Source organism: Achromobacter sp. KK8, from assembly GCF_054188005.1.
In genome coordinates, this window is sequence record NZ_CM135178.1 from 3,212,306 (window position 1) to 3,237,666 (window position 25,361).

The following is a 25,361-nucleotide window of genomic DNA, read 5'->3' on the forward strand; positions in this document are numbered from 1 at the left end:
CGCCGCCGAAACGTTTTTCCAACCGGCCGCCGGACAGGGCGGCCGGTCGATTCCGCAACCCGAATCCGCAAGCAGGAGACACCATGAGCCATCTACGCCTGGGCGACACCGCGCCCGATTTCGAGCAGGAATCCTCCGCCGGCCCGATCCGTTTCCATGAGTATCTGGGCAATAGCTGGGGCGTGCTGTTCTCGCATCCGGCCGACTTCACGCCCGTCTGCACCACCGAACTGGGCTACACCGCCAAGCTGGCCGACGAATTCGCCAAGCGCAACGTGAAAGTGCTGGCGCTGTCGGTGGACGGCACCGACTCGCACACCAAGTGGATCGAGGACATCAACGACACCCAGTCGACCAAGGTCAATTTCCCGATCCTGGCCGACAAGGACCGCAAGGTGTCCGAGCTGTACGACATGATCCACCCCAACGCCAATGCCACGCTGACGGTGCGCTCGGTCTTCATCATCGACCCGAACAAGAAGGTGCGCCTGATCATCACGTACCCCGCCAGCACCGGCCGCAACTTCAACGAGATCCTGCGCGTCATCGACTCGCTGCAGCTTACCGACAGCCACAGCGTGGCCACGCCGGTCAACTGGGAAGACGGCGATGACGTCATCATCGTGCCGTCGCTGCAGGACGAAGCCGTGATCAAGCAGAAGTTCCCCAAGGGCTACAAGGCGGTGCGTCCGTACCTGCGCATTACGCCCCAGCCGAATAAGTAAATAAGAAATCCGTTTATGGGCGGCCGGCGCCGCCCGTCCGGACGGCGCCCGAAAAAGCGCCCGCAAAGCCGCGTATTCCCTGGGAATGCGCGGCTTTTTCACGTCTTGCGGCGGGCGCGCTATATGCCTGGAAGCGATGAGCAATCAAAGAATGATTCGTTCCGTTCAGAACAGGCCGCCGGCACACTTGCTTTCACATTGCCAAACACGCGAAGGGAGCAAGGAATGTCTTTCAGGAAAGCCGGATGGTTGGCCGCCTTGGCCGCAGTGACGATGTCTCTTGCCGCGATTGCGCCGGCGCAGGCGCAGCAGAAGCAGACGCTGTTGAACGTGTCCTATGATCCGACGCGCGAACTGTACCGCGCCATCGATGACGCCTTCATCAAGCAATACAAGGAAAAGGCCAACGTCGACCTGACCATCCGCCAGTCGCACGGTGGTTCCGGCCGCCAGGCGCGCTCGGTCATCGACGGCCTGGAAGCCGACGTGGTGACGCTGGCGCTGGCCTACGACATCGACGCCATCGCCGACCGCGGCCTCCTGCCCGAAAACTGGCAGGCGCGCCTGCCGCAGAACAGCTCGCCCTACACCTCGACCATCGTCTTCCTGGTGCGCAAGGGCAACCCCAAGCACATCAAGGACTGGGACGACCTGATCAAGGACGGCGTGCAGGTGATCACGCCCAACCCCAAGACCTCCGGCGGCGCGCGCTGGAACTACCTGGCCGCCTGGGCCTACGCGCTGGAAAAGAACGGCGGCAGCGAAGACAAGGCGCGCGCCTACGTCGGCGACCTGCTCAAGCACGTGCCGGTGCTGGATACCGGCGCCCGCGGCGCTACCACCACCTTCGTCGAACGCGGCGTCGGCGACGTGTTGCTGGCGTGGGAGAACGAGGCCTTCCTCGCGCTGGAAGAATTGGGTCCGGACAAGTTCGACATCGTGGTGCCGTCGCTGTCGATCCTGGCCGAGCCGCCCGTGGCCATCGTCGACAAGATCGTCGACAAGAAGGGCACCCGCGCCGCGGCCCAGGCCTACCTGGAATTCCTCTACACCCCGGCAGCCCAGGAAATCATCGCCAAGAACTACTACCGGCCGATCGACAAGACCGTGGCCGCCAAGTACGAAAGCAAGTTCCCCAAGGTCAAGCTGGTGACCATCGACGACAAGATCTTCGGCGGCTGGCGCAAGGCGCAGAAGGACCACTTCAGCGACGGCGGCACCTTCGACCAGATCTACCAGCCGCAGAAGAAGTAAGCGGACAACCAGCGGACGACGGCCATGACTACAGCCTCGATTCCGACGGCAAAGGGCGCGCGGGCGCCTTTTGCCGTTCGGCGCAACAGCCCGGGCGTGCTGCCCGGTTTCGGCATTTCCATGGGCTACGCGGTGCTGTACCTGAGCGTGCTCGTGCTGATTCCCCTGGCGGCGCTGCCGATCAAGAGCGCCTCGCTGGGCTGGCAGGGCTTCTGGGACGCGGTGACGGCGCCACGGGTGCTGGCGTCGTATCAACTCACCTTCGGCGCCTCGCTGCTGGCGGCGTTGGTGAACCTGGTGTTCGGCACCATCGTGGCCTGGGTGCTGGTGCGCTACCGCTTTCCGGGCAAGAAGATCCTGGACGCGCTGGTGGACCTGCCGTTCGCGCTGCCCACCGCCGTGGCCGGCATCGCCCTGACCGCGCTGTACGCGGAAAAGGGCTGGCTGGGCGCGCCGCTGGCCAACTGGTTCGGCCTGAAAGTGGCGTTCACGCCGCTGGGCATCGTGATCGCGCTGATTTTCATCGGCGTGCCGTTCGTGGTGCGCACGGTGCAGCCGGTGCTGGAAGACATCGAGCGCGAGATTGAGGAGGCCGCCGCCAGCCTGGGCGCGGACCGCTGGCAGACGATCCGCCGCGTGCTGCTGCCGAGCCTGGTGCCGGCGCTGATGACCGGCTTCGCGCTGGCGTTCGCCCGCGCGGTGGGCGAGTACGGTTCGGTGGTGTTCATCGCCGGCAACATGCCGATGGTGTCCGAGATCACGCCGCTGCTGATCATCGCCAAGCTGGAGCAGTTCGACTATGCCGGCGCCGCCGCCATTGCCACCGTGATGCTGGTGCTGTCGTTCGTGCTGCTTTTCGTCATCAATCTGCTGCAGGGCTGGCAGGCCCGTCGTGGCCTCGGGAGACAGGCATGAGCTTTGTTGACCGTCCCGCCCACCTGACCGAGCCGCGCTGGGTGCGCGGCATCCTGCTGTTCCTGGCGCTGGGTTTCCTGGCACTGTTCCTGCTGGTGCCGCTGGCCGCGGTGTTCTACGAGGCTTTCCGCAAGGGCTGGCAGCTGTACCTGGAGGCCATCGTCGAGCCCGATGCGCTGGCCGCGATCCGCCTGACGCTGGTGGTGGCGGCGATCGCGCTGCCTGTCAACCTGGTGTTCGGCGTGGCCGCCGCCTGGGCCATCACCAAGTTCCAGTTCCGCGGCAAGCAGTTCCTGATCACGCTGATCGACCTGCCGTTCTCGGTGTCGCCGGTGGTGGCCGGCCTGGTGTTCGTGCTGCTGTTCGGCACGCAGGGCTGGTTCGGCGACTGGCTGCAGGCGCACGACCTGAAGATCGTCTATGCCGTGCCGGGCATCATCCTGGCCTCGCTGTTCGTGACCTTCCCCTTCGTCGCGCGCGAGCTGATCCCCCTGATGCAGGCGCAGGGCAGCGAGGAAGAGCAGGCCGCGCTGACGCTGGGCGCGAGCGGCTGGCAGATCTTCTGGCGCGTGACGCTGCCCAACATCAAGTGGGGCCTGCTGTACGGCGCCATTCTCTGCAATGCGCGCGCCATGGGCGAGTTCGGCGCGGTCTCGGTGGTGTCGGGCCAGATCCGCGGCCTGACCAACACCATGACCCTGCACGTGGAGATTCTCTACAACGAATACCAGTATTCGGCGGCGTTCGCGGTGGCCTCGCTGCTGGCGCTGCTGGCGTTGGTGACGCTGGTGGCCAAGAACGTGATCGAGTGGCGCAACGCGCGCTACCTGAAGGCGGCGGAACTGCCGGTCGAGTATCCCGGGCCCGCGACGGCCATCAAGCCGGCGGTCGCCTGACGCGGCCGGCCAGACGGAGACAAGCATGAGTATCGAAGTACGCAATCTTTCCAAGCGCTTCGGCCAGTTCCGGGCGCTCAACGACGTCTCGCTGCACATCGGGACGGGCGAGCTGGTGGCGCTGCTGGGGCCTTCGGGCTGTGGCAAGACCACGCTGCTGCGCATCATCGCCGGGCTGGAGTCGGCCGACACGGGCAGCGTGCTGTTCGCCGGCGAGGACGCCACCGCGGTGGACGTGCGCCAGCGCCAGGTCGGCTTCGTGTTCCAGCACTACGCGCTGTTCAAGCACATGACGGTGTTCGAGAACGTCGCCTTCGGGCTGCGCGTCAAGCACCGTTCGCAGCGGCCGCCGGAAGAGCAGATCCGGCGCAAGGTGCATGACCTGCTCAATCTGGTGCAGCTGGACTGGCTGGCGGAGCGCTACCCGGCGCAGCTGTCGGGCGGCCAGCGCCAGCGCATCGCCCTGGCGCGCGCGCTGGCGGTGGAACCGCGCGTGCTGTTGCTGGACGAGCCCTTCGGCGCGCTCGACGCCAAGGTGCGCAAGGAACTGCGGCGCTGGCTGCGCCGCCTGCACGACGAGCTGAACGTGGCCAGCGTGTTCGTCACGCACGACCAGGAAGAGGCGTTGGAGGTGGCCGACCGCGTGGTGCTGATGAATGCCGGCAAGATCGAACAGGTCGGCACGCCGCGCGAAGTCTGGGAAGGGCCGGCCACGCCCTTCGTCTATGGCTTCCTGGGCGACGTCAACCAGTTGCAGGGCGTGGCCAGCCGCGGCGTCTGGGAAGGGGCGGGCCTGTCGTTGCCGGCGCCCGAACTGGCGCAGGCCGAGGCGCAGCGCGCCACCGCCTATGTGCGGCCGCACGAATTCGACATCGAGCGCTATCGGGCCGGCGCCGCCGGCATTCCGGTGCGCCTGTCCCATGCCTACCTGGCCGGCCCCAGCGCCTACCTGGAACTGGCCAGCGAGGATTCCGACGCCGTCATCGAGGCCGAGGTGCCCGAGCACCTGTACCGGGAGCTCGGCCTGCGCGATGGCGACGTGCTGCTGGCCCGCCCGCGCCGGGCCCGTATCTTCGCGGTGCAAGCATGACGGCGGCCGCACTCGATACCGGCCTGGAGCCGGCCCTGGCAGCACGCTGGGACGAACTGCAGGCGCGGCTGGCCGACATCCAGCGGCGCTATCCCGATGCGGCACTGGCGTCGTCGCTGGCGGCCGAGGACATGGTGTTGACGCACGCCATCTACAGCGCCGGCCTGGGCCTGGAAGTCTTCACGCTCGACACCGGCCGGCTGCACGCGGAAACGCTGGGCGTGCTGGACGCGGTGCGCGAGCGCTATGGGCGCGAGGTCACCGTGTACCGGCCCGACGGCGACGCGGTCGAACGCCACGTGGCCGAGCATGGCGCCTATGCCTTCTACGAAAGCGTCGAGCTGCGCAAGGCCTGTTGCCAGATCCGCAAGGTCGAGCCGCTCAAGCGCGCGCTGGCCGGGCGCGGCGCCTGGATCACCGGGCAGCGGCGGGCGCAGTCGGCCACGCGCGGCGAGCTGCACCTGGAAGAAGACGACGCCACCTTCGGGCTCTACAAGTTCAACCCGCTGGCCGAATGGAGCGAAGCGGACGTCTGGGGCGTGATCCGCGCCCTCGGCATTCCGTACAACCCGCTACACGACCAGGGCTATCCGTCCATCGGCTGCGAACCCTGTACCCGCGCCATCCGCCCGGGCGAAGACCTGCGCGCGGGGCGCTGGTGGTGGGAGTCGTCGGATTCCAAGGAATGCGGCCTGCACGCAGGCAACCGGGTCATCGGCATCGTCGCGGCTCCCCGCGACTGACGCCGCCACCCATCAGAAATCCGTTTTAGGGGAATATTCATGTCCGCAGTGATCCAACGCAGCCACCTGGACTGGCTGGAATCGGAAGCCATCTTCATCCTGCGCGAGGTGGCCGCCGAAAGCGAGAAGCCCGTGCTGCTGTTTTCGGGCGGCAAGGACTCGGTGGTGCTGTTGCGCCTGGCCGAAAAGGCCTTCCGCCCGGGACGCTTTCCGTTCCCGCTGATGCACATCGACACCGGCCACAACTTCGACGAGGTCATTGCCTTTCGCGACGCCCGCGCCGCCGAGCTGGGCGAGACCCTGATCGTGCGCAGCGTGGAAGACTCGATCAAGCGCGGCAGCGTGGTGCTGCGGCGCGAGACCGATTCGCGCAACGCGGCGCAGGCCGTGACGCTGCTGGAGGCGATCGAGGAATTCGGCTTCGACGCCTGCATCGGCGGCGCCCGCCGCGACGAGGAAAAGGCGCGCGCCAAGGAACGCATCTTCTCGTTTCGCGACGAGTTCGGCCAGTGGGACCCCAAGGCCCAGCGCCCGGAACTGTGGAACCTGTTCAACACCAAGGTGCACCGCGGCGAGAACATGCGGGTGTTTCCGATCTCCAACTGGACCGAGCTGGACGTCTGGCAGTACATCCAGCGCGAACGGCTGGCGCTGCCGTCGATCTACTTCAGCCACCAGCGCGAGGTGGTGCGGCGCAAGGGCCTGTTGGTGCCGGTGACGCGCCTGACGCCGCCGCAGGACGGCGATACGGTCGAGCGCCTGTCGGTGCGTTTCCGCACGGTGGGCGACATTTCCTGCACCTGCCCGGTGGCCTCGGAGGCCGCCGATACCGCCGCCATCATCGCCGAGACCGCGGTGACCGACATCACCGAGCGCGGCGCCACGCGCATGGATGACCAGACTTCCGAGGCCTCGATGGAGCGCCGCAAGAAGGAAGGCTATTTCTGATTGCATGAGCGGCCGGCGCCAGCCCGGCCCACAGGGGACGCATATGAACGCAGTAAACGATTCTTTTCTTTCCGGCGCCGACACGGGCGTGCTGCGCCTGATCACCGCGGGTTCGGTCGACGACGGCAAATCAACGCTGATCGGCCGCCTGCTGTATGACAGCAAGGGCGTGTTCGCCGACCAGCTCGACGCCATCTCGCGCGCCAAGTACAAGCGCGTGGCCGAGGGCGCCATCGATTTTTCGCTGCTGACCGACGGCCTGGAAGCCGAGCGTGAGCAGGGCATCACGATCGACGTGGCCTACCGCTATTTCTCGACGCCGGCGCGCAAGTTCATCATCGCCGACGCGCCCGGCCACGAGCAGTACACCCGCAACATGGTCACCGGCGCGTCCACCGCCGACGTGGCGGTGATCCTGATCGACGCCACGCGCGCGGCCGACGGCAAGCTGCTGCCGCAGACCAAGCGCCACAGCACCATCGCCCGCCTGCTCGGCATCCGCCACATCGTGGTGGCGATCAACAAGATGGACCTGGTGGACTGGGACCCCGCCGTGTTCGAGCGCATCCGCGACGCCTACGCCGACCTGGCGGGCAAGCTCGGCATCGCGCACTTCGACGCGCTGCCGTTGTCGGCGCTGAACGGCGACAACGTGGTGACGCTGTCGGACAAGACGCCCTGGTACACGGGCCAGCCGCTGCTGACGCTGCTGGAATCGCTCGATCTGGCGGCCGATGGCCGCGCCGGGCCGCTGCGCTTTCCGGTGCAATGGGTGTCGCGCCACGACGGCAGCCTCAAGGATGATTTCCGCGGCTACGCGGGCCGCATTGCCAGCGGCGTGCTGCGTCCGGGTGACGAGATCGCGGTGCAGCCCTCGGGCGTGACCGCGCGCGTGCAGGAGGTGCGGCTGTTCGATCGCGCGCTGGATGAAGCGGTGGCGGGCGATTCGGTCACGCTGGTGCTCGACCGCGATGTCGACGTGTCGCGCGGCGACGTGATCGTGCATGCGTCGGCGCCGGCGCAGGTGGCGCGCGAGTTCGAGGCCGAGCTGTGCTGGCTCGACGCGCAGGCGCTCAACCCTGCGCGCAAGTATCTGCTCAAGCATGGCACGCGCCTGACGTCGGCGAAGATCCGCGCGGTGCTCACGCATCGCGACATCCACGAATTGCAGGAAGTGGAGAACACCGAAGGCACGCTGCGCATGAACGACATCGGCCGCGTCACGTTCACCACGCGCGAGTCCTTGGCGATCGATCGATATGCGGATGTACCCGCCACCGGCGCATTCATCCTGATCGACGAAGCCACGCATCAGACCGCGGCGGCGGGCATGCTGCGGTAAACCGCAAGCCGGGGCGGAAACGCCTCGGCCGAGCTTGTCTCTGCGGTGTTGTTTTTATTCCAAACCTAATGCTGGCGCGGGTTTCCGGGCGATATCGCAAGATGAAATCGAATTCTCCGGACGCCGTCTTCGTCTTGCGGTAAAGTGGGGCTGTCTTACGGAAAGGCTTTTGGTGCTTGTCAAAACCACTGTGTTTTTGTACAGTAGTTTTCATGGCACGCACCGATCATTCTTTTCCCGCCGGTTCTGGGTCCCCGGCTGCCGCCCCCGCCGCCTTGCGCGGTCGGGGTGCGGTTACTAATGTTCGGCATCGCTTCCAGAAAGATGACCGCGTGCAGGTCGACGATGGCTGGTCCGCTTCGGGCCTCCCGGTAGATTTCGTCGATGCTGTCCCCAATAATTCTCCCGATGGCGCGTCCGACACGCTCGGCCTGGTAGACCAGGCCGATGCCGCCGCCGTTACGCCCGCGGCCGCCGTCATCCCCATCCTGCCCGACGACCGCCGGGCGCCCGCCGCGCCCAAGACCACCGTCACGGCCGAAGAGGCCCGCAAGATCCTGTCGCGCAACGATTCGCCGGACATCCCCTTCGACGTCGCCGTCAATCCCTACCGTGGCTGCGAGCATGGCTGCGTCTATTGCTATGCCCGCCCGACCCATTCCTACCTGGGCTACTCTCCCGGCCTCGATTTCGAGACGCGGCTGGTGGCCAAGGCCAACGCGGTAGAGGCGCTGCGGGCGGAAATCAGCCGCCCGGGTTACAAGCCGTCGCCCATCAACATCGGATCGGCCACCGACGCCTACCAGCCCATCGAGCGCGACTGGCGCCTGACGCGCGGCATGCTCGAGCTGATGCTCGAAACCCGCCACCCGGTCACCATCGTCACCAAGAACGCGCTGGTGGCGCGCGACCTCGACCTCCTGGCGGCGTTGGCCGAACAGAACCTGGTGGTCGTCTACATGAGCATCACCACGCTCGACGCCGGCATGGCCCGCACGCTGGAGCCGCGCGCCGCGGCCCCCTGGCGCCGCCTGGAAGCCGTGCGCAGCCTCACCGCCGCCGGGGTGCCGGTCGGCGTGCTGGTGGCGCCCGTGATCCCGTTCATCAACGATGACGCCATGGAACACATCCTGCAGGAATCGAAGGCGGCGGGCGCGCACTACGCCAGCTACACCGTCATCCGCCTGCCCTGGGAAGTCAAAACCCTGTTCGAGGACTGGCTCAACGCCCATTACCCCGACCGCGCCCAGCGCGTGCTGCACCGCATCGAAGACCTGCGCAACGGCCGCCGCAACGATCCCAACTTCGGTTCGCGCATGCGCGGCACCGGCATCTGGGCCGACCTGCTGCGCCAGCGCTTTGCCGTGGCCACCCGCAAGCTGGGCCTGAACCGCCATCGCCTGGCGCTCGACTGCGACCGCTTCCAGCCGCCTGCGCCGGTTGGCGCATCCGCCGCCTTGTTCGGCCCGGGCGCCAATATGGCTGATATCCCCGTTTTTCCATCCCCGGCTGGCGCGAAAGCGTCTTCAGGGGTCCCTTTTGCCAGTGCCGCGCCGGCGGCCGGCGCCTACGGGCGCGGTGCGCGCCAGTTGCGCGCCATGGTCGCCGGCCAGCTGTCGTTGTTCGACTGACCCGCGGCTTGCCCGGGTTGCCGCCGTGGCGTCGTGCCGCGGTTCTTGATCGCGTTAAAGGAGTTCCCCATGAACACCGCTCAACTTTCCGTCCTGCCGGATGATCTCGCCGCCGTTTCCCTCACGCCGCTGCGCCGTGCCGCTCAACGCGTCAGGGCCCTTGGCGCCCGTTTTTCGGGGCTGGCCACGCCTTGGTCCGGCGCGGCGACGGGCCGGGCGGCGGCTGGCGCGGCGACGGTGGACCTGGCGTTGCCTGTCGGCGCTGCCCCGACGGCGCCCGTCGAGACCGAGCCACGCAAGCGTGAGCGCGCTCTGCCTGGCAAATGGCCGTTCCCCCCGGCCGCCGAAGCTGGCGCGTCCGTCGTCCGTGGCCCGCGCGAGCGCAGCCTGGGCAATGCCACGGTCGAGCCGGTGTCGGATCAGGTCAGCGTGAAAAGCATGGTGCTGGACGTGGTGCTGGTGTTGGCCTGGGGCGCGATGATTCCCGCCCTCATGTGGCTGGGCGTGGCCGGCGGCTTCTGAAGGACTCGTCGCCGCCCGGGCCGGCACCCGGGCGCAGGGCGGCGCCTTCGCCGCCGGCCCGCCACGGGGCCGGCGAAGGCTCAGGTCGAGCCAAGCAGTATCACGCCCGCCAGGATCGACAGACAGCCTGCAAGCCTGCCGGGGCCGACCTTTTCCCGCAGCAGGAACATTCCGGCCAGCGTGCCCAGCATCATCGACATTTCGCGGGCGGGCGCCACCAGGCTCAGCGGTGCGCCGTTGCGCAGCGCGTAGAGCACCAGGATGTACCCCAGCGGCGACAGCAAGCCCACCGCCAGGGCCAGGTGCCAATGCCCACGCATCGATTCCCAGGCCTGGGCGCGGCGGTTCAGCATGTGCGGCGTCATCATGGCGGTGCGGGTGACACAGGTGAACCAGTCGAACAGCACCGGGCTGATCAGCAGCACCTTCACGCCATAGGCATCCACCACGGTGTAGGCGGCGATGAACAGGCCGATCACCATGCCCCAGCGCACGCCGACCCAGGCCTGTGGGTTGCGGAAGATCGACAGCCGTCCCTGGGTGGCGATCAGCAACACCCCGATCACCACGCACAGCATGCCGGCAATGCCGGTGCCGGTGGCGGGCTCGCGCAGGAGCAGGAAGGCGCCGGTGGTCGAAAGCAGGGGGCCGGTGCCGCGCGCAATGGGATAGACCACCGATAGATCCGCCACCTGATAACCGCGCTGCAGGCACAGGCTGTAGCCCAGATGCAACAGGCTGGAGGTCAGGATCGCGCCGACTACCGGCCAGGTCCACGTCATGCCGTCATGCAACAGTACCCATACCACCCATGGCGCATACAGCACCGAGGCGCACAGCCCGTAGGCGAAGACGAATGGAGCGCCCACCATGGCCGCGCGCTTGGCGAGCAGATTCCACGTTGCGTGGGCCATCGCCGCCAGGACGACCAATAACAGGGACGAGTACGACATGAGGGGAACAGCGTCTTATGACGTGTTTGTTACATAAACCGCTAGGGTACCGCAAACCCGCGGGCAGGGCGTCATGTTACCTGAGGCACCGGGCAAATTTTGGTGTAGAATCATTGGTTTGCCAAATCTCATCCTCTGCTTGCGGTACACGGCCAGGCGCGGTTTTTCAGCCCCGGCCCGAACAACATCGAACGGCAAAGCGCTTTAGTCCGCAAAGGCATGATGATCTAGGAGTTCTCAATGAACCTTATCGCTATCCTGGAACAGGAAGAGATTGCCCGCCTGACCGGCGGTCAAGCCAAGCCTGAATTTGCTCCTGGTGACACCGTCATCGTGAGCGTGAACGTCGTTGAAGGCACCCGCAAGCGCGTGCAGGCCTTCGAAGGCGTCGTGATCGCCAAGCGCAACCGCGGCCTGAACTCCGCGTTCACCGTGCGCAAGATTTCGTCGGGTGAAGCCGTGGAACGTACGTTCCAGCTGTACTCGCCGCAAATCGCCGGCATCGAAGTCAAGCGCCGCGGCGACGTGCGCCGCGCCAAGCTGTACTACCTGCGCAACCGCTCGGGCAAGTCGGCGCGTATCAAGGAAAAGCTGGTCAGCAAGCAAGCCTCGGCGGCTTGATCGCTTATCGGCACACGGCCCTACCAGTGTCGGACGCACACGCCATCCAGCGTTTTCGTTCGGCACGGGTTTCCGGGTTAAAAAGGCACCTGCGAGGGTGCCTTTTTCTTTTTGAAAAGCCGAATGTCTGATTCCTCGTCTTCTGCGCGGCCGCGCCGGCCGCTGGCGCGCCCCGGGTTCGACCCGGCGTCGCAACCCTGGGTGGTCGCCAACGATTCCCTGCCGGCGGTGCCGGCCGGCTTGCTGACGCCCGACCTGCTGCGCGGCACGCTCAGCCAGCCGTCCACCTGGACGCTCGAGCTGTCGCGCGACAATGACCTGCGCTATCCCGGCCGCGAAGGCGCCCCGGTGCCCGCGGCCGTGCTGATTCCGCTGGTGACGCGCGACGATGGCGTGCACATCATGCTGACCCAGCGCGCCGCGCACCTGCACGACCATGCCGGCCAGATCAGTTTTCCGGGCGGCCGTATCGAGACCAGCGATGCGACGCCGGTCGCCGCGGCGCTGCGCGAGGCGCAGGAGGAAACCGGACTGCCGGCCAACCACGTCGAGGTGCTGGGCAGCATGCCCCCGTACCTGACCGCCACTGGATTCTCCATCATCCCGGTCGTGTCTTTGGTTACGCCCGGCTTCCAGCTGGCGCCGGACGCGTTCGAAGTCGCCGAGGTGTTCGAAGTGCCGCTGTCGTTCCTGATGGATCCGGCCAATCACCGTTTGTACGAGGCGCGGCTGGAGGACGGCCGGGTGCGTCACTATTACGGCATGCCGTATGGCCGGCACTTCATCTGGGGCGCCACGGCCGGCATGCTGCGCAACCTTTATCACCTGTTGCGCAACGGCTTCGAGCCGCGTTGAGAGCCGTGCCGGGACCTGCCAACCAGCGGCTTCAATACCGTTGTTGTCCCGCCAGGTTCTCGTCCAGGATGCGCAGGTACAGCGCGTAGCGCGCCGGGTCGATCGCGCCCGCGTCCAGCGCCGCGACCACGCCGCAACCGGGCTCGTGGCGATGGGTGCAGTTGTAGAAACGGCACGACTCGATCGGCTTGGTGAATTCCGGGAAGCCGCGGATGATGTCTTCGCGGCTCAGGTGCTGCAGGCCGAAGGCCTGGAAGCCGGGCGAGTCGATCAGGTCTCCGCCTGGCGCGGGCAGGTGATAGAGGCGGGTGCTGGTGGTGGTGTGCTTGCCCATGTCCAGCGCCGTCGAGTGTTCCCGGGTGGGCGCCGCGGCGTCCGGCACCAGCGCGTTCAGCAGCGTCGACTTGCCCATGCCGCTTTGTCCCAGCAGCAGGTTGGTGCGGCCGGCCAGGCGCGGCGCCAGCAGGGTGTGGACCTTTTCGGGTTCGAGCGCGCTCAGTTCGATGATGTCCACGCCCAGCGCGGCAATCGGCGCCAGGCGGGCGCGGGCGGCGGGTAGCGCGTCGATGATGTCCGTCTTGTTCAGGATGATCAGCGGTTCGATACCGGCGCTCCAGGCGCCTGCCAGCGCGCGGCCGGTGAGGTCGTCGGAGAAGGTCGGCTGCACCGCGACCACGATCAGCAACTGGTCGACGTTCGAGGCGAACTGCTTGGACCGCATTTCATCGGAGCGGTACAGCAGATTGCGGCGCGGCAGGATCGCATCGATGGCGCCTTCGTCCTGGCCCTGGCGCGTGATGCGGACGCGGTCGCCGACGGCGGCGCCGGCCTTCTTGCCGCGCGGGAAGCATTTGCGCAGGCTGCCGTCGGCCAGCTCGACGGTGTAGTGGCGGCCATGCGCCGCGATGATGCGGCCTTCGTTGGCGGCATCACCATGCGCGCCCGTCTGGGGCGAGTCCTGGAAGGCGGCCTTGTTGCGATCGTTCATGCTCATGCCGCGGGCGCCGTCAGGTGGCGGATGCGCACGGCGGCGGGGGGGTGGCTGTCGTAGAAGGCGGAGTGCACGGGATCGGGAGTCAGGGTGGCGGCGTTGTCGTCGTAGAGCTTGACCAGGGCCGATACCAGGCGGTCCGGCGAGCTCTGTTCGGCCGCGTAGCGATCGGCCTCGAACTCGTCGCGGCGCGAGTACCAGCTGGCCAGCGGCGTGAAGATGAAGGTGAAGACGGGAATGGCCAGGAAGAACAGCAGCAGGGCCATCGCGTCGTTGCGGCCGCCCAGCTGGGGCAGTACGCCCAGGCCCACGTAGAACCAGGGTTGCTGCGCGACCCAGCCCAGAATGGCGAAAAATACCAGGGCCGCCGCGAAGCTGAAGACGATGCGCTTGATGATGTGGCGCTTGGCGAAGTGGCCCAGTTCGTGCGCCAGCACGGCTTCGATCTCGTCGGCGTTCAGGCGCGCCAGCAGCGTGTCGAAGAACACGATGCGGCGCGAACGGCCGAAACCGGTGAAATAGGCGTTGCCGTGGGCCGAGCGGCGCGAGCCGTCCATCACGAACAGGCCGTTGAGCGCGAAGCCGCAGCGCTGCGCCAGGCGCTGGATGCGGCCGGCCAGTTCCGGATCGGACAACGGCGTGAATTTGTTGAACAGCGGCGCGATGAACATCGGATAGACGATGAGCAGCGCCAGGTTGAATGCGGTCCATAGCGCCCAGGCCCAGACCCACCAATACTGCCCCGCGCTGCCCATCAGCCACAGCACGGCGGCCGCCAGGGGCAGCCCCAGCACCGCCGCCACCAGCAGGCCCTTGGCTGCGTCCGAGATGAACAGTTCGGGCGTCATGCGGTTGAAACCGAAGCGCGCCTCCAGCTTGAACTGCCGCCACAGCGTGAAGGGCAGGCCCAGCAGGCCCAGCAGCAGCGCCACCGTCACCAGCAACAGCATCTGGCGCAGGAAGTCGTTGTCGGTGAGCTGGCCCACCCAGAGGTCGATGACCTGCAGGCCGCCCATCAAGGTCAGGCAGATCAGCAAGATGGCATCATAGGTGCGTTCGAACATGCCCAGCCTGACCCGCGCCACCGTATAGTCGGCCGCGCGCTGGTGGCTGGCCAGGCCGATCCGATGGGAGAATTCCGGCGGCACCTGGTCGCGATGGCGCGCCACGTGGCGGATCTGGCGGCTGGCCAGCCACATGCGCACGGCGATATCGGTCAGCAGGAAGGCAACGAACAGCAGTGTGAACATGGGCGATGCGGCTGGCTCAAGTGGGGATGTGCGAAAATTGCGTATTGGAAAATCGCGTGTTTTATAGGCAAATTATATGGCTGTGAACGAAAATCGCCTGGTTTGGCTGGACATGGAAATGACCGGCCTGGACCCTGAAAAAGAACGCATCATCGAGGTCGCCGTGGTGGTCACCGAGGCCGACCTGACCGTGGTCGCCGAAGGCCCCGTGCTGGTGGTGCACCAGTCCGACAGCCTGCTCGACGCCATGGACAACTGGAACAAATCCACCCACGGCAAGAGTGGCCTGATCGACAAGGTGCGCGCCTCGACGATTTCCGAAGCGCAGGCAGAGGATACGCTGTTGGCGTTTCTCGCGCAGCACGTGCCGGCAGGCAAGTCGCCGCTGTGCGGCAACACCATCAGCCAGGACCGCCGGTTCATGTTTGCTTACATGCCGCGCCTGGAACAGTTCTTTCATTACCGCAACCTGGACGTCAGCACGCTCAAGGAACTGGCGCGCCGCTGGGCGCCGGGCGTGTACAAGGGGTTCGAGAAGAAGAGCCGCCACGAGGCGCTGGCCGACATCTATGAATCGATCGACGAACTGAAGTACTACCGCGAGCACTTCCTTAAGGTGTAAGCCGCCGCCGAACCGTCGGCAACCGCCCGCGAGCCGCCATGTCGTCTTCCCATTCCGTCGCCAGGATCCGCGCCGCCGAACGCCAGGCCCTGGCCGAAGGCCGGCGCCTGATGCCGCTGGCGGGCGCGGCGGCGGCCCGTTTCGTGGCGCAGCGGATCGAGCCCTGCTCGGTGGTGCTGGCGCTGGCCGGACCCGGCAACAATGGCGGCGATGCCCTGGAGGCGGCGACCCGGCTGCGGGAACTGGGCCATGATGTGCGGGTCCTGCTGCCGGCGGGCGCTCAATGCCTGCCGCCCGACGCCGCACGCGCGTATGCGGGTTGGGTCGCGGCCGGCGGCATCGCCTTGTCCACCCTGACTCCCGACCTGTTGCCGGATCTGGTCATCGATGGCCTGTTCGGCATCGGCCTGAATCGTCCGTTGGGGCCTGATTGGCAGGCGCTGGTGGATGCGGTCAATGGCTGGAACGCGCCCGTGCTGGCGCTGGACGTACCCAGTGGCATCGACGCCGATACCGGTGCGGCACTGGGCCGGCCGATCCGGGCGCGCTGGACGCTGTCCTTCATCGGCCGGGCCCGGGGGCTGGCGCTGGCCGCGCAGGCGGCCGGCGAATTGCACCTCGACACGCTGGGGGTGGTAATGCCGGGGGAGGACGACGACGCCTGAGAAGGGGCTGTTCCGCGGCCCCTCGGCCCAGGGCGCTATGTCGGCCGGCCGCCGAAGCGCGCCGCGATGTCGGCGGCCAGCGGCGTGTAGCGTTCGTTGTCGCGCCCGGCCAGGGTGTTCAGGTGCGCTTCCGAGGCGTCGAATACTTGCCAGTAGATGCGCCCGCATAGATCGCGGGCCGCGTGGCCGGGCCAGTTGTCCGGCAGCATGGGGCCGGGCAGGTGGGGATCGTGCAGCACGATCCGGCGCCAATTGTGCAGCAGCATGACGCGCGCGATGAAGGCGTCCGAAGGCGAGGGCGGGGCTTCCAGCAGTTTTTCCAGCGGGCCGAAATTGCGGCTGAACTGTCGATATTGCTCGGCCACGTCGTCCAGGTTCCAGCACTGCGAGGCCAGGCTGGCTATCGGCAGGCCGCCGGCGCCGGCCAGGTCGCGCGCCGACAGCACCAGCGCCTTGTCCGGAATGCCCAGCTTTTCCAGGATGTCATGGGCCGCGCGGGCCTCGGTGTGCGGATGGGCGAACAGCCCCGGCGCGATCATCCCGAACCCTTCCCAGACCAGCTCGCGGCGCAGCTCCGCGCGCTCGGCCAGCCCGTTGCCGGTGCGAGGCAGCGCCACCAGCGTCCATTCCCCGTTCCATTCCCGCGGCGCGCCGACGTAGATGCGCTGCGAGGCGTGCGCCGTGTGGCGCAGGCCCTGCTCGGAAATCAGGTAGAGGCTGCGCCGGCCGTGGCGTTCGGACTGCAGCCAGTTCTGCGCCACCAGCCGGAACACGCTGGTGCGCAGCAGCCGTTCGTTGATGCCCAGCGGGGCCAGCAACTCGATCAGGTCGCCGAGCCAGATGGCGCCGCCGTGCGGCGCAAGGGCGTCGCCCAGCAGGCTGACGCAGAGCGATTTGGCGCGCGGCGGATCGCTCTTGATGAGGCGTGACAGGTAACGGTCCAGGGGCGACTGAGGGTTTGCCATAAGGGGGGCCGCAAGGGGCCGATATCGGGATCCTGGATATGATACATAAATCCAATGTGATACAGATTTGAGTTTGACAATGGTTTTTTTGTATTAAATAATCCGCCTATGACATGACGGCACTGCGCGGCGTTCGCTTTGCGCTATCGCAAACCGTCTCAAGGAGACAACCATGTACGCTCAACTCGTCGAAACCGGCGTCAAGCAGGTCAAGACCGCGGACCAGCTCGAAGGCCGCGAACAGACGTTCCAGCGCCGCATCGACGATGGCGTGCGGATCGAGGCCAAGGACTGGATGCCCGAGGCCTACCGCAAGACCCTGGTGCGCCAGATCTCGCAGCACGCGCACTCCGAAATCGTCGGCATGCTGCCGGAAGGCAACTGGATCACCCGCGCTCCGTCGCTCAAGCGCAAGGCCATCCTGCTGGCCAAGGTGCAGGACGAAGCCGGCCACGGCCTCTACCTGTACAGCGCCGCCGAAACCCTGGGCGTATCACGCGACGACCTGATCGACGACCTGCACGCCGGCCGCGCCAAGTACTCCAGCATCTTCAATTACCCCACGCTCAGCTGGGCCGACATCGGCATGATCGGCTGGCTGGTCGACGGCTCGGCCATCATCAACCAGATCCCGCTGTGCCGTTGCTCCTACGGCCCCTACGCCCGCGCCATGGTGCGCGTCTGTAAGGAGGAGTCCTTCCACCAGCGCCAGGGCTACGACCTGCTGATGCAGATGTGCCTGCACGGCACGCCCGAACAGAAGGCGATGGTGCAGGACTCGCTGAACCGCTGGTGGTGGCCGGCCCTCATGATGTTCGGCCCGTCGGATGCCGACTCTCCCAACAGCGCCCAGTCGATGGCCTGGAAGATCAAGCTCTTCTCCAACGACGAGCTGCGCCAGAAGATGGTCGACCAGACCGTGCCGCAGGCCGAATACCTGGGCCTGACCATTCCTGATCCCGAACTGAAGTGGAACGCCGAGCGCGGCCACTATGACTTCGGCGAGATCGACTGGAGCGAGTTCTACGCCGTGCTCAAGGGCAATGGCCCATGCAACCGCGAACGCCTGGCGGCGCGCGTCAAGGCGCACGAAGACGGCGCCTGGGTGCGCGAGGCGCTGGTCGCCTACGCCGACAAGCAGGCCGAGCGCAAGGCGGCCTGAGCCTTGGCCGGGCGGCGCCCGGCCTTCCAACTCCTTACCCATCCAATACCCGGGGCGCCACGCGCGCCCGGCATCCGAGGATATCCATCATGAGCAAAGACTGGCCTCTGTGGGAAGTGTTCATCCGCAGCCAGCACGGCCTGGCGCACAAGCACGTCGGCAGCCTGCACGCGCCCGATGCCGAAATGGCGATCAACCACGCCCGCGACGTCTACACCCGCCGCAACGAAGGCCTGAGCATCTGGGTGGTGCGGGCTTCCGACATTTCCGCCAGCAGCCCGGGCGACAAGGATCCCTTGTTCGAGCCGGCCAACAGCAAGGTCTACCGGCATCCCACGTTCTTTCCGATGCCTGAAGAAATCAAGCACATGTAAGGCGGCGGGGGAGACATGGACAAGACTTTCTTCGAATACCTGCTGCGCCTGGGCGATACCACACTGATCCTGTCGCAGCGGCTGGGCGCCTGGACCGGGCACGGCCCGATCCTGGAAGAGGACCTGGCGCTGACCAACACCGCGCTCGACCTGCTGGGCCAGGCCCGCATGTGGCTGACGCTGGCCGGCGAGGTCGAAGGCGCCGGCCGCGACGAAGACGCGTTGGCCTATCTGCGCGATGCCCATCAGTTCCACAATGCGCTGCTGGTCGAACGGCCCAACGGCAACTATGCCGACACCATGGCGCGCCAGTTCCTGTTCGACGTCTGGCACTACTTCCTCTTGCAGCGCCTGGCGCAATCGTCGGACGAGCGCGTGGCCGGCATCGCCGCCAAGTCGCTCAAGGAAGTGACCTACCACGTGCGCCGTTCGTCGGACATGGTGGTGCGCCTGGGCGATGGCACCGAGACCAGCCACGCCAGGATGCAGGCGGCGATCGACGACGCCTGGCGCTTCACCGGCGAACTGTTCACCGACGACGCGATCGACCAGGACATGGCGGCGCGCGGCATCGGCTGTGAGCTGGCCGCGCTGCGCGCGCCCTGGGAACAGCATGTGCGCGAAGTGCTGGAGGAAGCCACGCTGACCGTGCCGGACTCCGCGGCCTCAAACCATCCGGCCCACCGTGGCGGCCGCCAGGGCCGTCACACCGAGGAACTGGGCTACGTGCTGGCGGAAATGCAGTACCTGCCGCGCGCCTATCCGGGGGCCAAGTGGTGAACGCCGTCGCGCCCGTGTCCATCGAGCAGGTCTACGCCTGGCTGCAGGAGGTCCCCGATCCGGAGATCCCCGTGCTGTCGGTGGTGGACCTGGGCGTGGTGCGGGACGTGTCCTGGGACGGCGACGCCTGTGTCGTCGTCATCACGCCGACCTACTCCGGCTGCCCCGCGATGCGGGAGATCACCGAAGACATCCGCCAGGTGCTGGCGCGCCACGGCATCGGCGAGGTGCGCGTCGAGACGCGCCTGTCGCCCGCCTGGACCACCGACTGGATGAGCGAAAAAGGCCGCGCCGCGCTCAAGGACTACGGCATCGCCGCGCCCGCGCAGCAGGCCATCGACATCTCGGGCATCAGCCGGCGCAGTGCCGGGCCCGCCATCGAGTGCCCGCGCTGCGGCTCGCGCGACACGCGCCTGGTCAGCAACTTCGGATCGACCTCGTGCAAGGCGCTGTACCGCTGCGTCAGCTGCCGCGAGCCGTTCGATTACTTCAAGACTCACTGAGAGTGGTTTCGAGAATGAGCCTGAACCAATTCCACCCCCTGAAAGTGGCCTCGGTGGCGCGCAACACGCGCGACGCGGTGGTCGTGACGTTCGACCTGCCCGATACGCTGGTCGACGAGTTCGCTTTCCAGCCCGGCCAATACCTGACGCTGCGCACGCAGCTCAACGGCGAGGAACTGCGCCGCTCCTATTCGATCTGTTCGGCGCCGCGCGACAAGCTGCTGCGCGTGGCGATCAAGAAGGTCGACGAGGGCGTCTTCTCCAGCTGGGCCAACCACGAGCTGCAACCGGGCCAGACGCTGGAAGTGATGGCGCCGGCCGGCAACTTCACCGTCGACTTCGCGCCGGAAAACCAGCGGCACTACGTGGCATTCGCGGTGGGCAGCGGCATCACGCCGGTGTTCTCGCTGGTCAAGACCGCGCTGTCGACCGAGCCGAACAGCAAGTTCACGCTGTTCTTCGGCAACCGCGCCTCGTCGGCCGTGCTGTTCCGCGAAGAGATCGAGGACCTGAAGAACCTGTACATGGACCGCTTCTCGCTGGTCTACGTCATGAGCCGGGAAACCCAGGACATCGAGCTGTTCAACGGCCGCCTGGACGGCGACAAGGTCGACCAGCTGATGTCGGCCTGGATGAGTCCCGAGGATATCGACTACGCTTTTGTCTGCGGTCCGCAGACCATGACCGAGAGCGTGGTCGAGCGGCTGCAGGCCCGCGGCATCCCGAAGGCGAACATCAAGTTCGAACTGTTCGGCGCCCCGAAGGGGCCGCGCGCGTTGCGCACGGGGCAGGATGCCCGCCAGGCTCCCGGCAAGGGTCAGTGCGAGGTGACCGTGGTGCAGGACGGCCACAGCCGCAAGTTCGTGATCGACAAGAACAAAGACAGCGTGCTGGATTCGGCGCTGGCGCAGGGCATCGAGCTGCCGTATTCGTGCAAGGGCGGAGTGTGTTCCACCTGCCGCTGCAAGGTGGTCGAGGGCGAAGTGGACATGGACGCCAATTTCGCCCTGGAAGACTACGAAGTGGCCCGAGGCTTTATCCTGAGCTGCCAGAGCTTTCCGGTCAGCGACCGCCTGGTGATCGACTTCGACCAGGAAACCTGACCCGGCGCGCGCCAGCCACACCCCTATTCCATTTGGAGAGACGCAGTGTCCCAGAAATTCTTCGAACGCCACCAGCCCCAGCTGGAACAAGCCCTGGCCGCCGCCGCCCTGCGCGGCTACTGGAGCCCGTTTGCCGAGTCGCCCAGCCCCCGCAACTATGGCGAGACCGCCAATGACGACGGCCGCGCCGCCTTCGAGGCGCTGCGCGGCAAGCCGTTCCCGCTGAACCTGCACGACGCCGACGGCACCGTCGGCGGCGAAAAGTCGCCCTACGGCTTCGACCTGGGCATCACCTATCCGCACGTGCCCGCCGCCAAGCTGGTGGCCGCCTCCAAGCGCGCGCTGCAGGACTGGCGCCGCGCCGGCCCGCAGGCCTGGGTGGGCGTGTCGCTGGAAATCCTGGCGCGCCTGAACAAGCTCAGCTTCGAAATGGCCTACGCGGTGCAGCACACCACCGGCCAGGGCTTCATGATGGCCTTCCAGGCCGGCGGCCCGCATGCGCAGGATCGCGGCTTCGAGGCTGTGGCCTACGCCTGGCAGGAAATGTCGCGCATTCCTGGCGTCGCCATCTGGGAAAAGCCGCAGGGCAAGAACGACCCCATCCGCATGGAAAAGCACTTCACCGTGGTGCCGCGCGGCGTGGCGCTGGTGATCGGCTGCTCGACCTTCCCGACCTGGAACGGCTACCCCGGCCTGTTCGCCAGCCTGGCCACCGGCAACACCGTCATCGTCAAGCCGCATCCGGGCGCGATCCTGCCGCTGGCCCTGACCGTCAAGGTGGCGCGCGAAGTGTTGCAGGAAGCCGGCTTCGATCCGGACGTGGTGCTGCTGGCCGCGCACACCGCCGAGGAAGACACCGCGCGCCAATTGGCGCTGGACCCCGCCGTCAAGATCATCGACTTCACCGGCAGCACCGCCAACGGCGACTGGCTGGAGAACAACGCCCGCCAGGCGCTGGTCTACACCGAGAAGGCCGGCGTCAACCAGGTCATCATCGATTCGGCCGCCGACCTGAAGGGCGTGGCACGCAACCTGGCGTTCTCGCTGGCGTTGTATTCGGGCCAGATGTGCACGGCGCCGCAGAACATCTACGTGCCGCGCGACGGCATCCAGACGCCGGAAGGCCGCGTCAGCTTCGATGAGGTCGCCGCCGCCCTGGGCGCCGCGGTCGACAAGCTCGGCGCCGACGCCGCCAAGGCCGTCGAGCTGACCGGCGCGATCCAGAACGAAGGCATCGTCGAACGCATCGAGAAGGCCCGCGCGCTGGGCCTGCCGGTGGTGGCCGACAGCAAGGCGCTGACGCACCCGCAGTTCGAGAACGCCCGCGTGCGCACGCCGCTGCTGCTGCGCGCCGAGGCCGGCAACCCCGCCATCAGCCAGGAATGGTTCGGCCCGATCGCCTTCGTGGTCGCCACCGATTCCACCGCCCACAGCATCCAGATCGCGCGCGACAGCGTGATCGAGCACGGCGCGCTGTCGCTGTCGGCCTACACCACCAGCAACGAGGTGGCCGAGCAGGTGCAGGACGCGGCGGAAGAGTCCGGCGTGTCGTTGTCGCTGAACCTGACCGGCGCGGTGTTCGTCAACCAGACCGCCGCCTTCAGCGATTTCCACGGCACCGGCGCCAACCCGGCGGCCAACGCGGCGCTGTCCGACTCGGCCTACGTGTCCAACCGCTTCCGCGTGGTGCAGACCCGCCGCCACATCTGAACGGTGGATCCGGACATGACCTATCAAGACATCCAATTCGAACTGGCCGACGGCATCGCTCGCCTGACGCTGAACCGCCCGGACAAGCTCAACAGCTTCACTGCCAACATGCATGGCGAAGTGGCGGATGCGCTGACCCGCGTCGAAACCGAAGGCGCGCGCGTGCTGGTGCTGACCGGCGCCGGCCGCGGCTTCTGCGCCGGGCAGGACCTGAGCGAGCGCAAGCCCGCGCCCGACGGCACGCCGCCCGACCTGGGCGAGACCGTCGACAAGTTCTACGCGCCGCTGGTGCGGCGCCTGAACGCCTTGCCGATGCCGGTGGTGGTGGGCGTCAATGGCGTGGCGGCCGGCGCCGGCGCCAACCTGGCCTTCGCCGGCGACATCGTCATCGCCAAGGAATCGGCCAACTTCATCCAGTCGTTCTGCAAGCTGGGCCTGATCCCCGACACGGGCGGCACCTTCGTGCTGCCGCGCCTGGTGGGCCGCGCCCGCGCCATGGGGCTGGCCATGCTGGGCGACAAGCTCAGCGCGCGCCAGGCCGAGGCCTGGGGCCTGATCTGGCAATGCGTGGCCGACGACGCGTTCGACACGACCCTGGAAAACCTGGCGCAGCATTTCTCGCGCGCGCCGACCAAGGGCCTGGCCTTCACCAAGCGCGCCTTGCAGGCCAGCCTGGGCAATGACCTGGCGACCCAGCTCGACCTGGAGCGCGACATGATGCGCGAATTGGGCCGCAGCGCCGACTACGCCGAAGGCGTGGCGGCCTTCCTGGGCAAACGCGAACCGCAGTTCAAGGGGCAATGATGAGCAGCACGCACGTTCCGCCCGTCGAGGCGCCGACGGATCCGCAGGAACTGGCGCAGGCCGTGGGCACGGTGATGTACGCCGGCGACGCGGCCTCGCAGGGCCTGGACATGAAGGTCGAGGAAATGGCGCCGGGCTATGCGCGCCTGAGCATGCGGGTGCGCCCCGATATGCTCAACGGCCACAAGACCTGCCATGGCGGCTTCATCTTCGCGCTGGCCGACAGCGCCTTTGCCTTTTCCTGCAATTCCCGCAATGTCAGCACCGTGGCGTCGGGCTGCACCATCGATTACCTGGCCCCCGGCTTCGAGGGCGACCTGCTGACCGCGGTGGCGCAGGAGCGCTCGCTGGCCGGGCGCACCGGGGTGTACGACGTGACCGTCACCAACCAGGACGGCCGCAACGTCGCCCTGTTCCGGGGCCGGTCCTATCGCATCAAGGGGCAGATCGTCGGCACGCCGACCGAGGCTTGAACGCGTCAACCAATCAGAGACAAGGCCACCGGCCGAGGCGGGCGCGCGGCGCGTCCCCCGGCACGGAGGGTAGAGCATTCCAGGAGAGAGATAACCATGCCCAACACCATGAGCAAGCCGGGGCTGGACCCCATCGAGCATGCCAGCCAGGATGAGCTGCGCGCGTTGCAGCTCGAGCGCCTGAAGTGGTCGCTCAAGCACGCCTACGAGAACGTGCCGCACTACAAGAAGGCGTTCGACGAGATCGGCGTGCATCCGGACGACCTGAAACAGCTGTCCGACATTTCGAAGTTCCCCTTCACCACCAAGAAGGAACTGCGCGAGAACTATCCGTTCGGCATGTTCGCGGTGCCGCGCGAGCGCATTTCGCGCATCCACGCGTCCAGCGGCACGACCGGCAAGCCGACCGTGGTGGGCTACACCCAGCGCGACCTGGACAACTGGGCCAACCTGGTGGCGCGCTCGATCCGCGCGGCCGGCGGCAAGCCCGGCGACACGGTGCACGTGGCCTACGGCTACGGCCTGTTCACGGGCGGCCTGGGCGCGCATTACGGCGCCGAACGCCTGGGTTGCACCGTCATCCCGATGTCGGGCGGGCAGACCGAAAAGCAGGTGCAGCTGATCAACGATTTCCGTCCGGACATCATCATGGTCACGCCCTCCTATTTCTGCAATATTCTGGAGGAGCAGCGCCGCCAGGGGATTGATCCGCGTCAAAGTTCGCTGCGCATCGGCATCTTCGGCGCCGAGCCCTGGACCGGGCAGATGCGCGCCGACATCGAGGCCGAAGCGGGCATCGACGCGGTCGACATCTACGGCCTGTCCGAAGTGATGGGCCCGGGCGTGGCCAGCGAGTGCGTCGAGACCAAGGACGGTCCGGTGGTGTGGGAAGACCACTTCTACGCCGAGATCATCAATCCGGACACGGGCGAGCCCGTGGCGGACGGCGAGCCGGGCGAACTGGTGTTCACCTCGCTGACCAAGGAAGCGATGCCCATCATCCGCTACCGCACCCGCGACCTGACCCGCCTGTTGCCGCCCACCGCGCGCAGCATGCGCCGCATCGGCAAGATCACCGGCCGCAGCGACGACATGCTGATCGTGCGCGGCGTGAACATGTTCCCGACCCAGGTCGAGGAACTGGTGCTCAAGATCGCGCAACTGGCCCCGCATTACCAGCTGGTGCTGTCGCGCACGGGCAATATGGATGAGCTCGAGATCCTGACGGAAGTCCGCGCCGAGTTCGCGACCCTGTCGGACGCCGAGCGCGCGGCGCTGGGCAAGCAACTGCAGCATGCGGTCAAGACGCACATCGGCGTCAGCGCCCGCATCCAGGTGTCGGACGCCGGCCACGTCGAGCGCACGCTGACCGGCAAGGCCCGCCGTGTGATCGACAAGCGCCCCAAGGGCTGAGCGCGCTGCGCGTCCCCGCCGCCGGCAACGGCGCGGGGCGGCCACACCGCC

The 25,361-nt window shown here is 67.0% G+C and carries 27 protein-coding genes; 23 read left to right on the top strand and 4 right to left on the bottom strand.

Annotated elements, in window-relative coordinates; genetic code table 11:
- Positions 1–83: 83 nt before the first annotated feature.
- From ACVN9Z_RS14750 to ACVN9Z_RS14795, 10 genes are all read left to right on the top strand, one after another.
- Positions 84–725, top strand: a complete 642-nt coding sequence (locus ACVN9Z_RS14750; RefSeq protein WP_006388282.1) for a peroxiredoxin — start codon at positions 84–86, stop codon at positions 723–725.
- Positions 726–950: 225 nt separating this feature from the next.
- Complete coding sequence (locus ACVN9Z_RS14755) at positions 951–1,979, top strand: sulfate ABC transporter substrate-binding protein (protein ID WP_035183508.1); 1,029 nt, start codon at positions 951–953, stop codon at positions 1,977–1,979.
- Between the two features lie 24 nt (positions 1,980–2,003).
- A complete protein-coding gene (cysT, locus tag ACVN9Z_RS14760; protein ID WP_006388284.1) occupies positions 2,004–2,894 on the top strand; it encodes a sulfate ABC transporter permease subunit CysT in 891 nt (296 codons plus the stop codon).
- Complete coding sequence (gene cysW / locus ACVN9Z_RS14765) at positions 2,891–3,790, top strand: sulfate ABC transporter permease subunit CysW (RefSeq protein WP_006388285.1); 900 nt, start codon at positions 2,891–2,893, stop codon at positions 3,788–3,790. The genes cysT and cysW overlap by 4 nt, the downstream gene beginning before the upstream one ends.
- A 25-nt stretch (positions 3,791–3,815) precedes the next feature.
- Positions 3,816–4,880, top strand: coding sequence for a sulfate/molybdate ABC transporter ATP-binding protein (locus tag ACVN9Z_RS14770; protein ID WP_238920295.1), 1,065 nt, complete (start codon positions 3,816–3,818; stop codon positions 4,878–4,880).
- Positions 4,877–5,623 (top strand): phosphoadenylyl-sulfate reductase, encoded by a 747-nt coding sequence (locus ACVN9Z_RS14775; protein WP_053499717.1) that lies wholly within the window; start codon positions 4,877–4,879, stop codon positions 5,621–5,623. Before ACVN9Z_RS14770 ends, ACVN9Z_RS14775 begins: the two co-directional genes overlap by 4 nt.
- A 39-nt stretch (positions 5,624–5,662) precedes the next feature.
- Positions 5,663–6,571, top strand: a complete 909-nt coding sequence (cysD, locus tag ACVN9Z_RS14780) for a sulfate adenylyltransferase subunit CysD (RefSeq protein ID WP_006388288.1) — start codon at positions 5,663–5,665, stop codon at positions 6,569–6,571.
- A gap of 43 nt (positions 6,572–6,614) precedes the next feature.
- Positions 6,615–7,913, top strand: coding sequence for a sulfate adenylyltransferase subunit 1 (locus ACVN9Z_RS14785; protein WP_458212363.1), 1,299 nt, complete (start codon positions 6,615–6,617; stop codon positions 7,911–7,913).
- A 212-nt stretch (positions 7,914–8,125) separates the two neighbouring features.
- On the top strand, positions 8,126–9,544 hold the full coding sequence (locus ACVN9Z_RS14790; protein WP_458212364.1) for a PA0069 family radical SAM protein: 1,419 nt from the start codon (positions 8,126–8,128) through the stop codon (positions 9,542–9,544).
- Between the two features lie 69 nt (positions 9,545–9,613).
- Positions 9,614–10,066, top strand: a complete 453-nt coding sequence (locus ACVN9Z_RS14795; protein ID WP_024068189.1) for a hypothetical protein — start codon at positions 9,614–9,616, stop codon at positions 10,064–10,066.
- 80 nt (positions 10,067–10,146) lie between these two features.
- Here the strand turns inward: ACVN9Z_RS14795 and ACVN9Z_RS14800 are convergent, their stop codons facing one another.
- Positions 10,147–11,019, bottom strand: coding sequence for a DMT family transporter (locus ACVN9Z_RS14800; protein ID WP_026382787.1), 873 nt, complete (start codon positions 11,017–11,019; stop codon positions 10,147–10,149).
- Between the two features lie 240 nt (positions 11,020–11,259).
- Here ACVN9Z_RS14800 and rplS point away from each other — a divergent pair, with 240 nt between their 5' ends.
- Together rplS and ACVN9Z_RS14810 are read left to right on the top strand one after the other, a co-directional pair.
- Positions 11,260–11,640 (top strand): 50S ribosomal protein L19, encoded by a 381-nt coding sequence (rplS, locus tag ACVN9Z_RS14805; protein WP_006218237.1) that lies wholly within the window; start codon positions 11,260–11,262, stop codon positions 11,638–11,640.
- 123 nt (positions 11,641–11,763) lie between these two features.
- Positions 11,764–12,495: a CoA pyrophosphatase gene (locus ACVN9Z_RS14810; protein WP_006388293.1), complete on the top strand. Its 732-nt coding sequence runs from the start codon at positions 11,764–11,766 to the stop codon at positions 12,493–12,495.
- Positions 12,496–12,526: 31 nt separating this feature from the next.
- Here the strand turns inward: ACVN9Z_RS14810 and rsgA are convergent, their stop codons facing one another.
- Together rsgA and ACVN9Z_RS14820 are read right to left on the bottom strand one after the other, a co-directional pair.
- The gene (gene rsgA, locus ACVN9Z_RS14815; RefSeq protein ID WP_082385300.1) at positions 12,527–13,489 is read right to left on the bottom strand and encodes a ribosome small subunit-dependent GTPase A; all 963 of its coding nucleotides are present in this window, start codon (positions 13,487–13,489) and stop codon (positions 12,527–12,529) included.
- A complete protein-coding gene (locus ACVN9Z_RS14820) occupies positions 13,486–14,736 on the bottom strand; it encodes a M48 family metallopeptidase (protein WP_006388295.1) in 1,251 nt (416 codons plus the stop codon). The genes rsgA and ACVN9Z_RS14820 overlap by 4 nt, the downstream gene beginning before the upstream one ends.
- Positions 14,737–14,812: 76 nt before the next feature.
- Here ACVN9Z_RS14820 and orn point away from each other — a divergent pair, with 76 nt between their 5' ends.
- Together orn and ACVN9Z_RS14830 are read left to right on the top strand one after the other, a co-directional pair.
- Entirely contained in the window at positions 14,813–15,358 is a 546-nt protein-coding gene (gene orn / locus ACVN9Z_RS14825) for an oligoribonuclease (RefSeq protein ID WP_006388296.1), read from the top strand.
- 38 nt (positions 15,359–15,396) lie between these two features.
- A complete protein-coding gene (locus tag ACVN9Z_RS14830; RefSeq protein ID WP_054484664.1) occupies positions 15,397–16,023 on the top strand; it encodes an NAD(P)H-hydrate epimerase in 627 nt (208 codons plus the stop codon).
- A gap of 35 nt (positions 16,024–16,058) precedes the next feature.
- Here the strand turns inward: ACVN9Z_RS14830 and paaX are convergent, their stop codons facing one another.
- Complete coding sequence (gene paaX / locus ACVN9Z_RS14835; protein WP_006388298.1) at positions 16,059–16,988, bottom strand: phenylacetic acid degradation operon negative regulatory protein PaaX; 930 nt, start codon at positions 16,986–16,988, stop codon at positions 16,059–16,061.
- 172 nt (positions 16,989–17,160) lie between these two features.
- Between paaX and paaA the strand changes: the two genes are divergently transcribed.
- The 9 genes from paaA to paaK all read left to right on the top strand — a co-directional run bounded on the left by paaA (position 17,161) and on the right by paaK (position 25,310).
- Positions 17,161–18,150 carry a 1,2-phenylacetyl-CoA epoxidase subunit PaaA gene (paaA, locus tag ACVN9Z_RS14840; protein WP_006388299.1) on the top strand — a complete coding sequence of 330 codons (990 nt, stop codon included), beginning with the start codon at positions 17,161–17,163 and terminating at the stop codon, positions 18,148–18,150.
- A gap of 89 nt (positions 18,151–18,239) precedes the next feature.
- The gene (gene paaB / locus ACVN9Z_RS14845) at positions 18,240–18,524 is read left to right on the top strand and encodes a 1,2-phenylacetyl-CoA epoxidase subunit PaaB (RefSeq protein ID WP_006388300.1); all 285 of its coding nucleotides are present in this window, start codon (positions 18,240–18,242) and stop codon (positions 18,522–18,524) included.
- A 15-nt stretch (positions 18,525–18,539) separates the two neighbouring features.
- On the top strand, positions 18,540–19,304 hold the full coding sequence (gene paaC / locus ACVN9Z_RS14850) for a 1,2-phenylacetyl-CoA epoxidase subunit PaaC (protein ID WP_024068195.1): 765 nt from the start codon (positions 18,540–18,542) through the stop codon (positions 19,302–19,304).
- The gene (gene paaD / locus ACVN9Z_RS14855; protein ID WP_370445613.1) at positions 19,298–19,807 is read left to right on the top strand and encodes a 1,2-phenylacetyl-CoA epoxidase subunit PaaD; all 510 of its coding nucleotides are present in this window, start codon (positions 19,298–19,300) and stop codon (positions 19,805–19,807) included. Before paaC ends, paaD begins: the two co-directional genes overlap by 7 nt.
- Positions 19,808–19,821: 14 nt before the next feature.
- Positions 19,822–20,910 (top strand): 1,2-phenylacetyl-CoA epoxidase subunit PaaE, encoded by a 1,089-nt coding sequence (gene paaE / locus ACVN9Z_RS14860; protein WP_020924563.1) that lies wholly within the window; start codon positions 19,822–19,824, stop codon positions 20,908–20,910.
- A 45-nt stretch (positions 20,911–20,955) separates the two neighbouring features.
- Positions 20,956–22,620, top strand: a complete 1,665-nt coding sequence (gene paaN, locus ACVN9Z_RS14865; RefSeq protein ID WP_006388304.1) for a phenylacetic acid degradation protein PaaN — start codon at positions 20,956–20,958, stop codon at positions 22,618–22,620.
- Positions 22,621–22,635: 15 nt separating this feature from the next.
- A complete protein-coding gene (gene paaG, locus ACVN9Z_RS14870; RefSeq protein ID WP_006388305.1) occupies positions 22,636–23,424 on the top strand; it encodes a 2-(1,2-epoxy-1,2-dihydrophenyl)acetyl-CoA isomerase PaaG in 789 nt (262 codons plus the stop codon).
- Positions 23,424–23,897, top strand: a complete 474-nt coding sequence (gene paaI, locus ACVN9Z_RS14875) for a hydroxyphenylacetyl-CoA thioesterase PaaI (protein WP_054484739.1) — start codon at positions 23,424–23,426, stop codon at positions 23,895–23,897. Before paaG ends, paaI begins: the two co-directional genes overlap by 1 nt.
- A 96-nt stretch (positions 23,898–23,993) precedes the next feature.
- Complete coding sequence (paaK, locus tag ACVN9Z_RS14880; RefSeq protein WP_006388307.1) at positions 23,994–25,310, top strand: phenylacetate--CoA ligase PaaK; 1,317 nt, start codon at positions 23,994–23,996, stop codon at positions 25,308–25,310.
- Positions 25,311–25,361 lie beyond the last annotated feature (51 nt).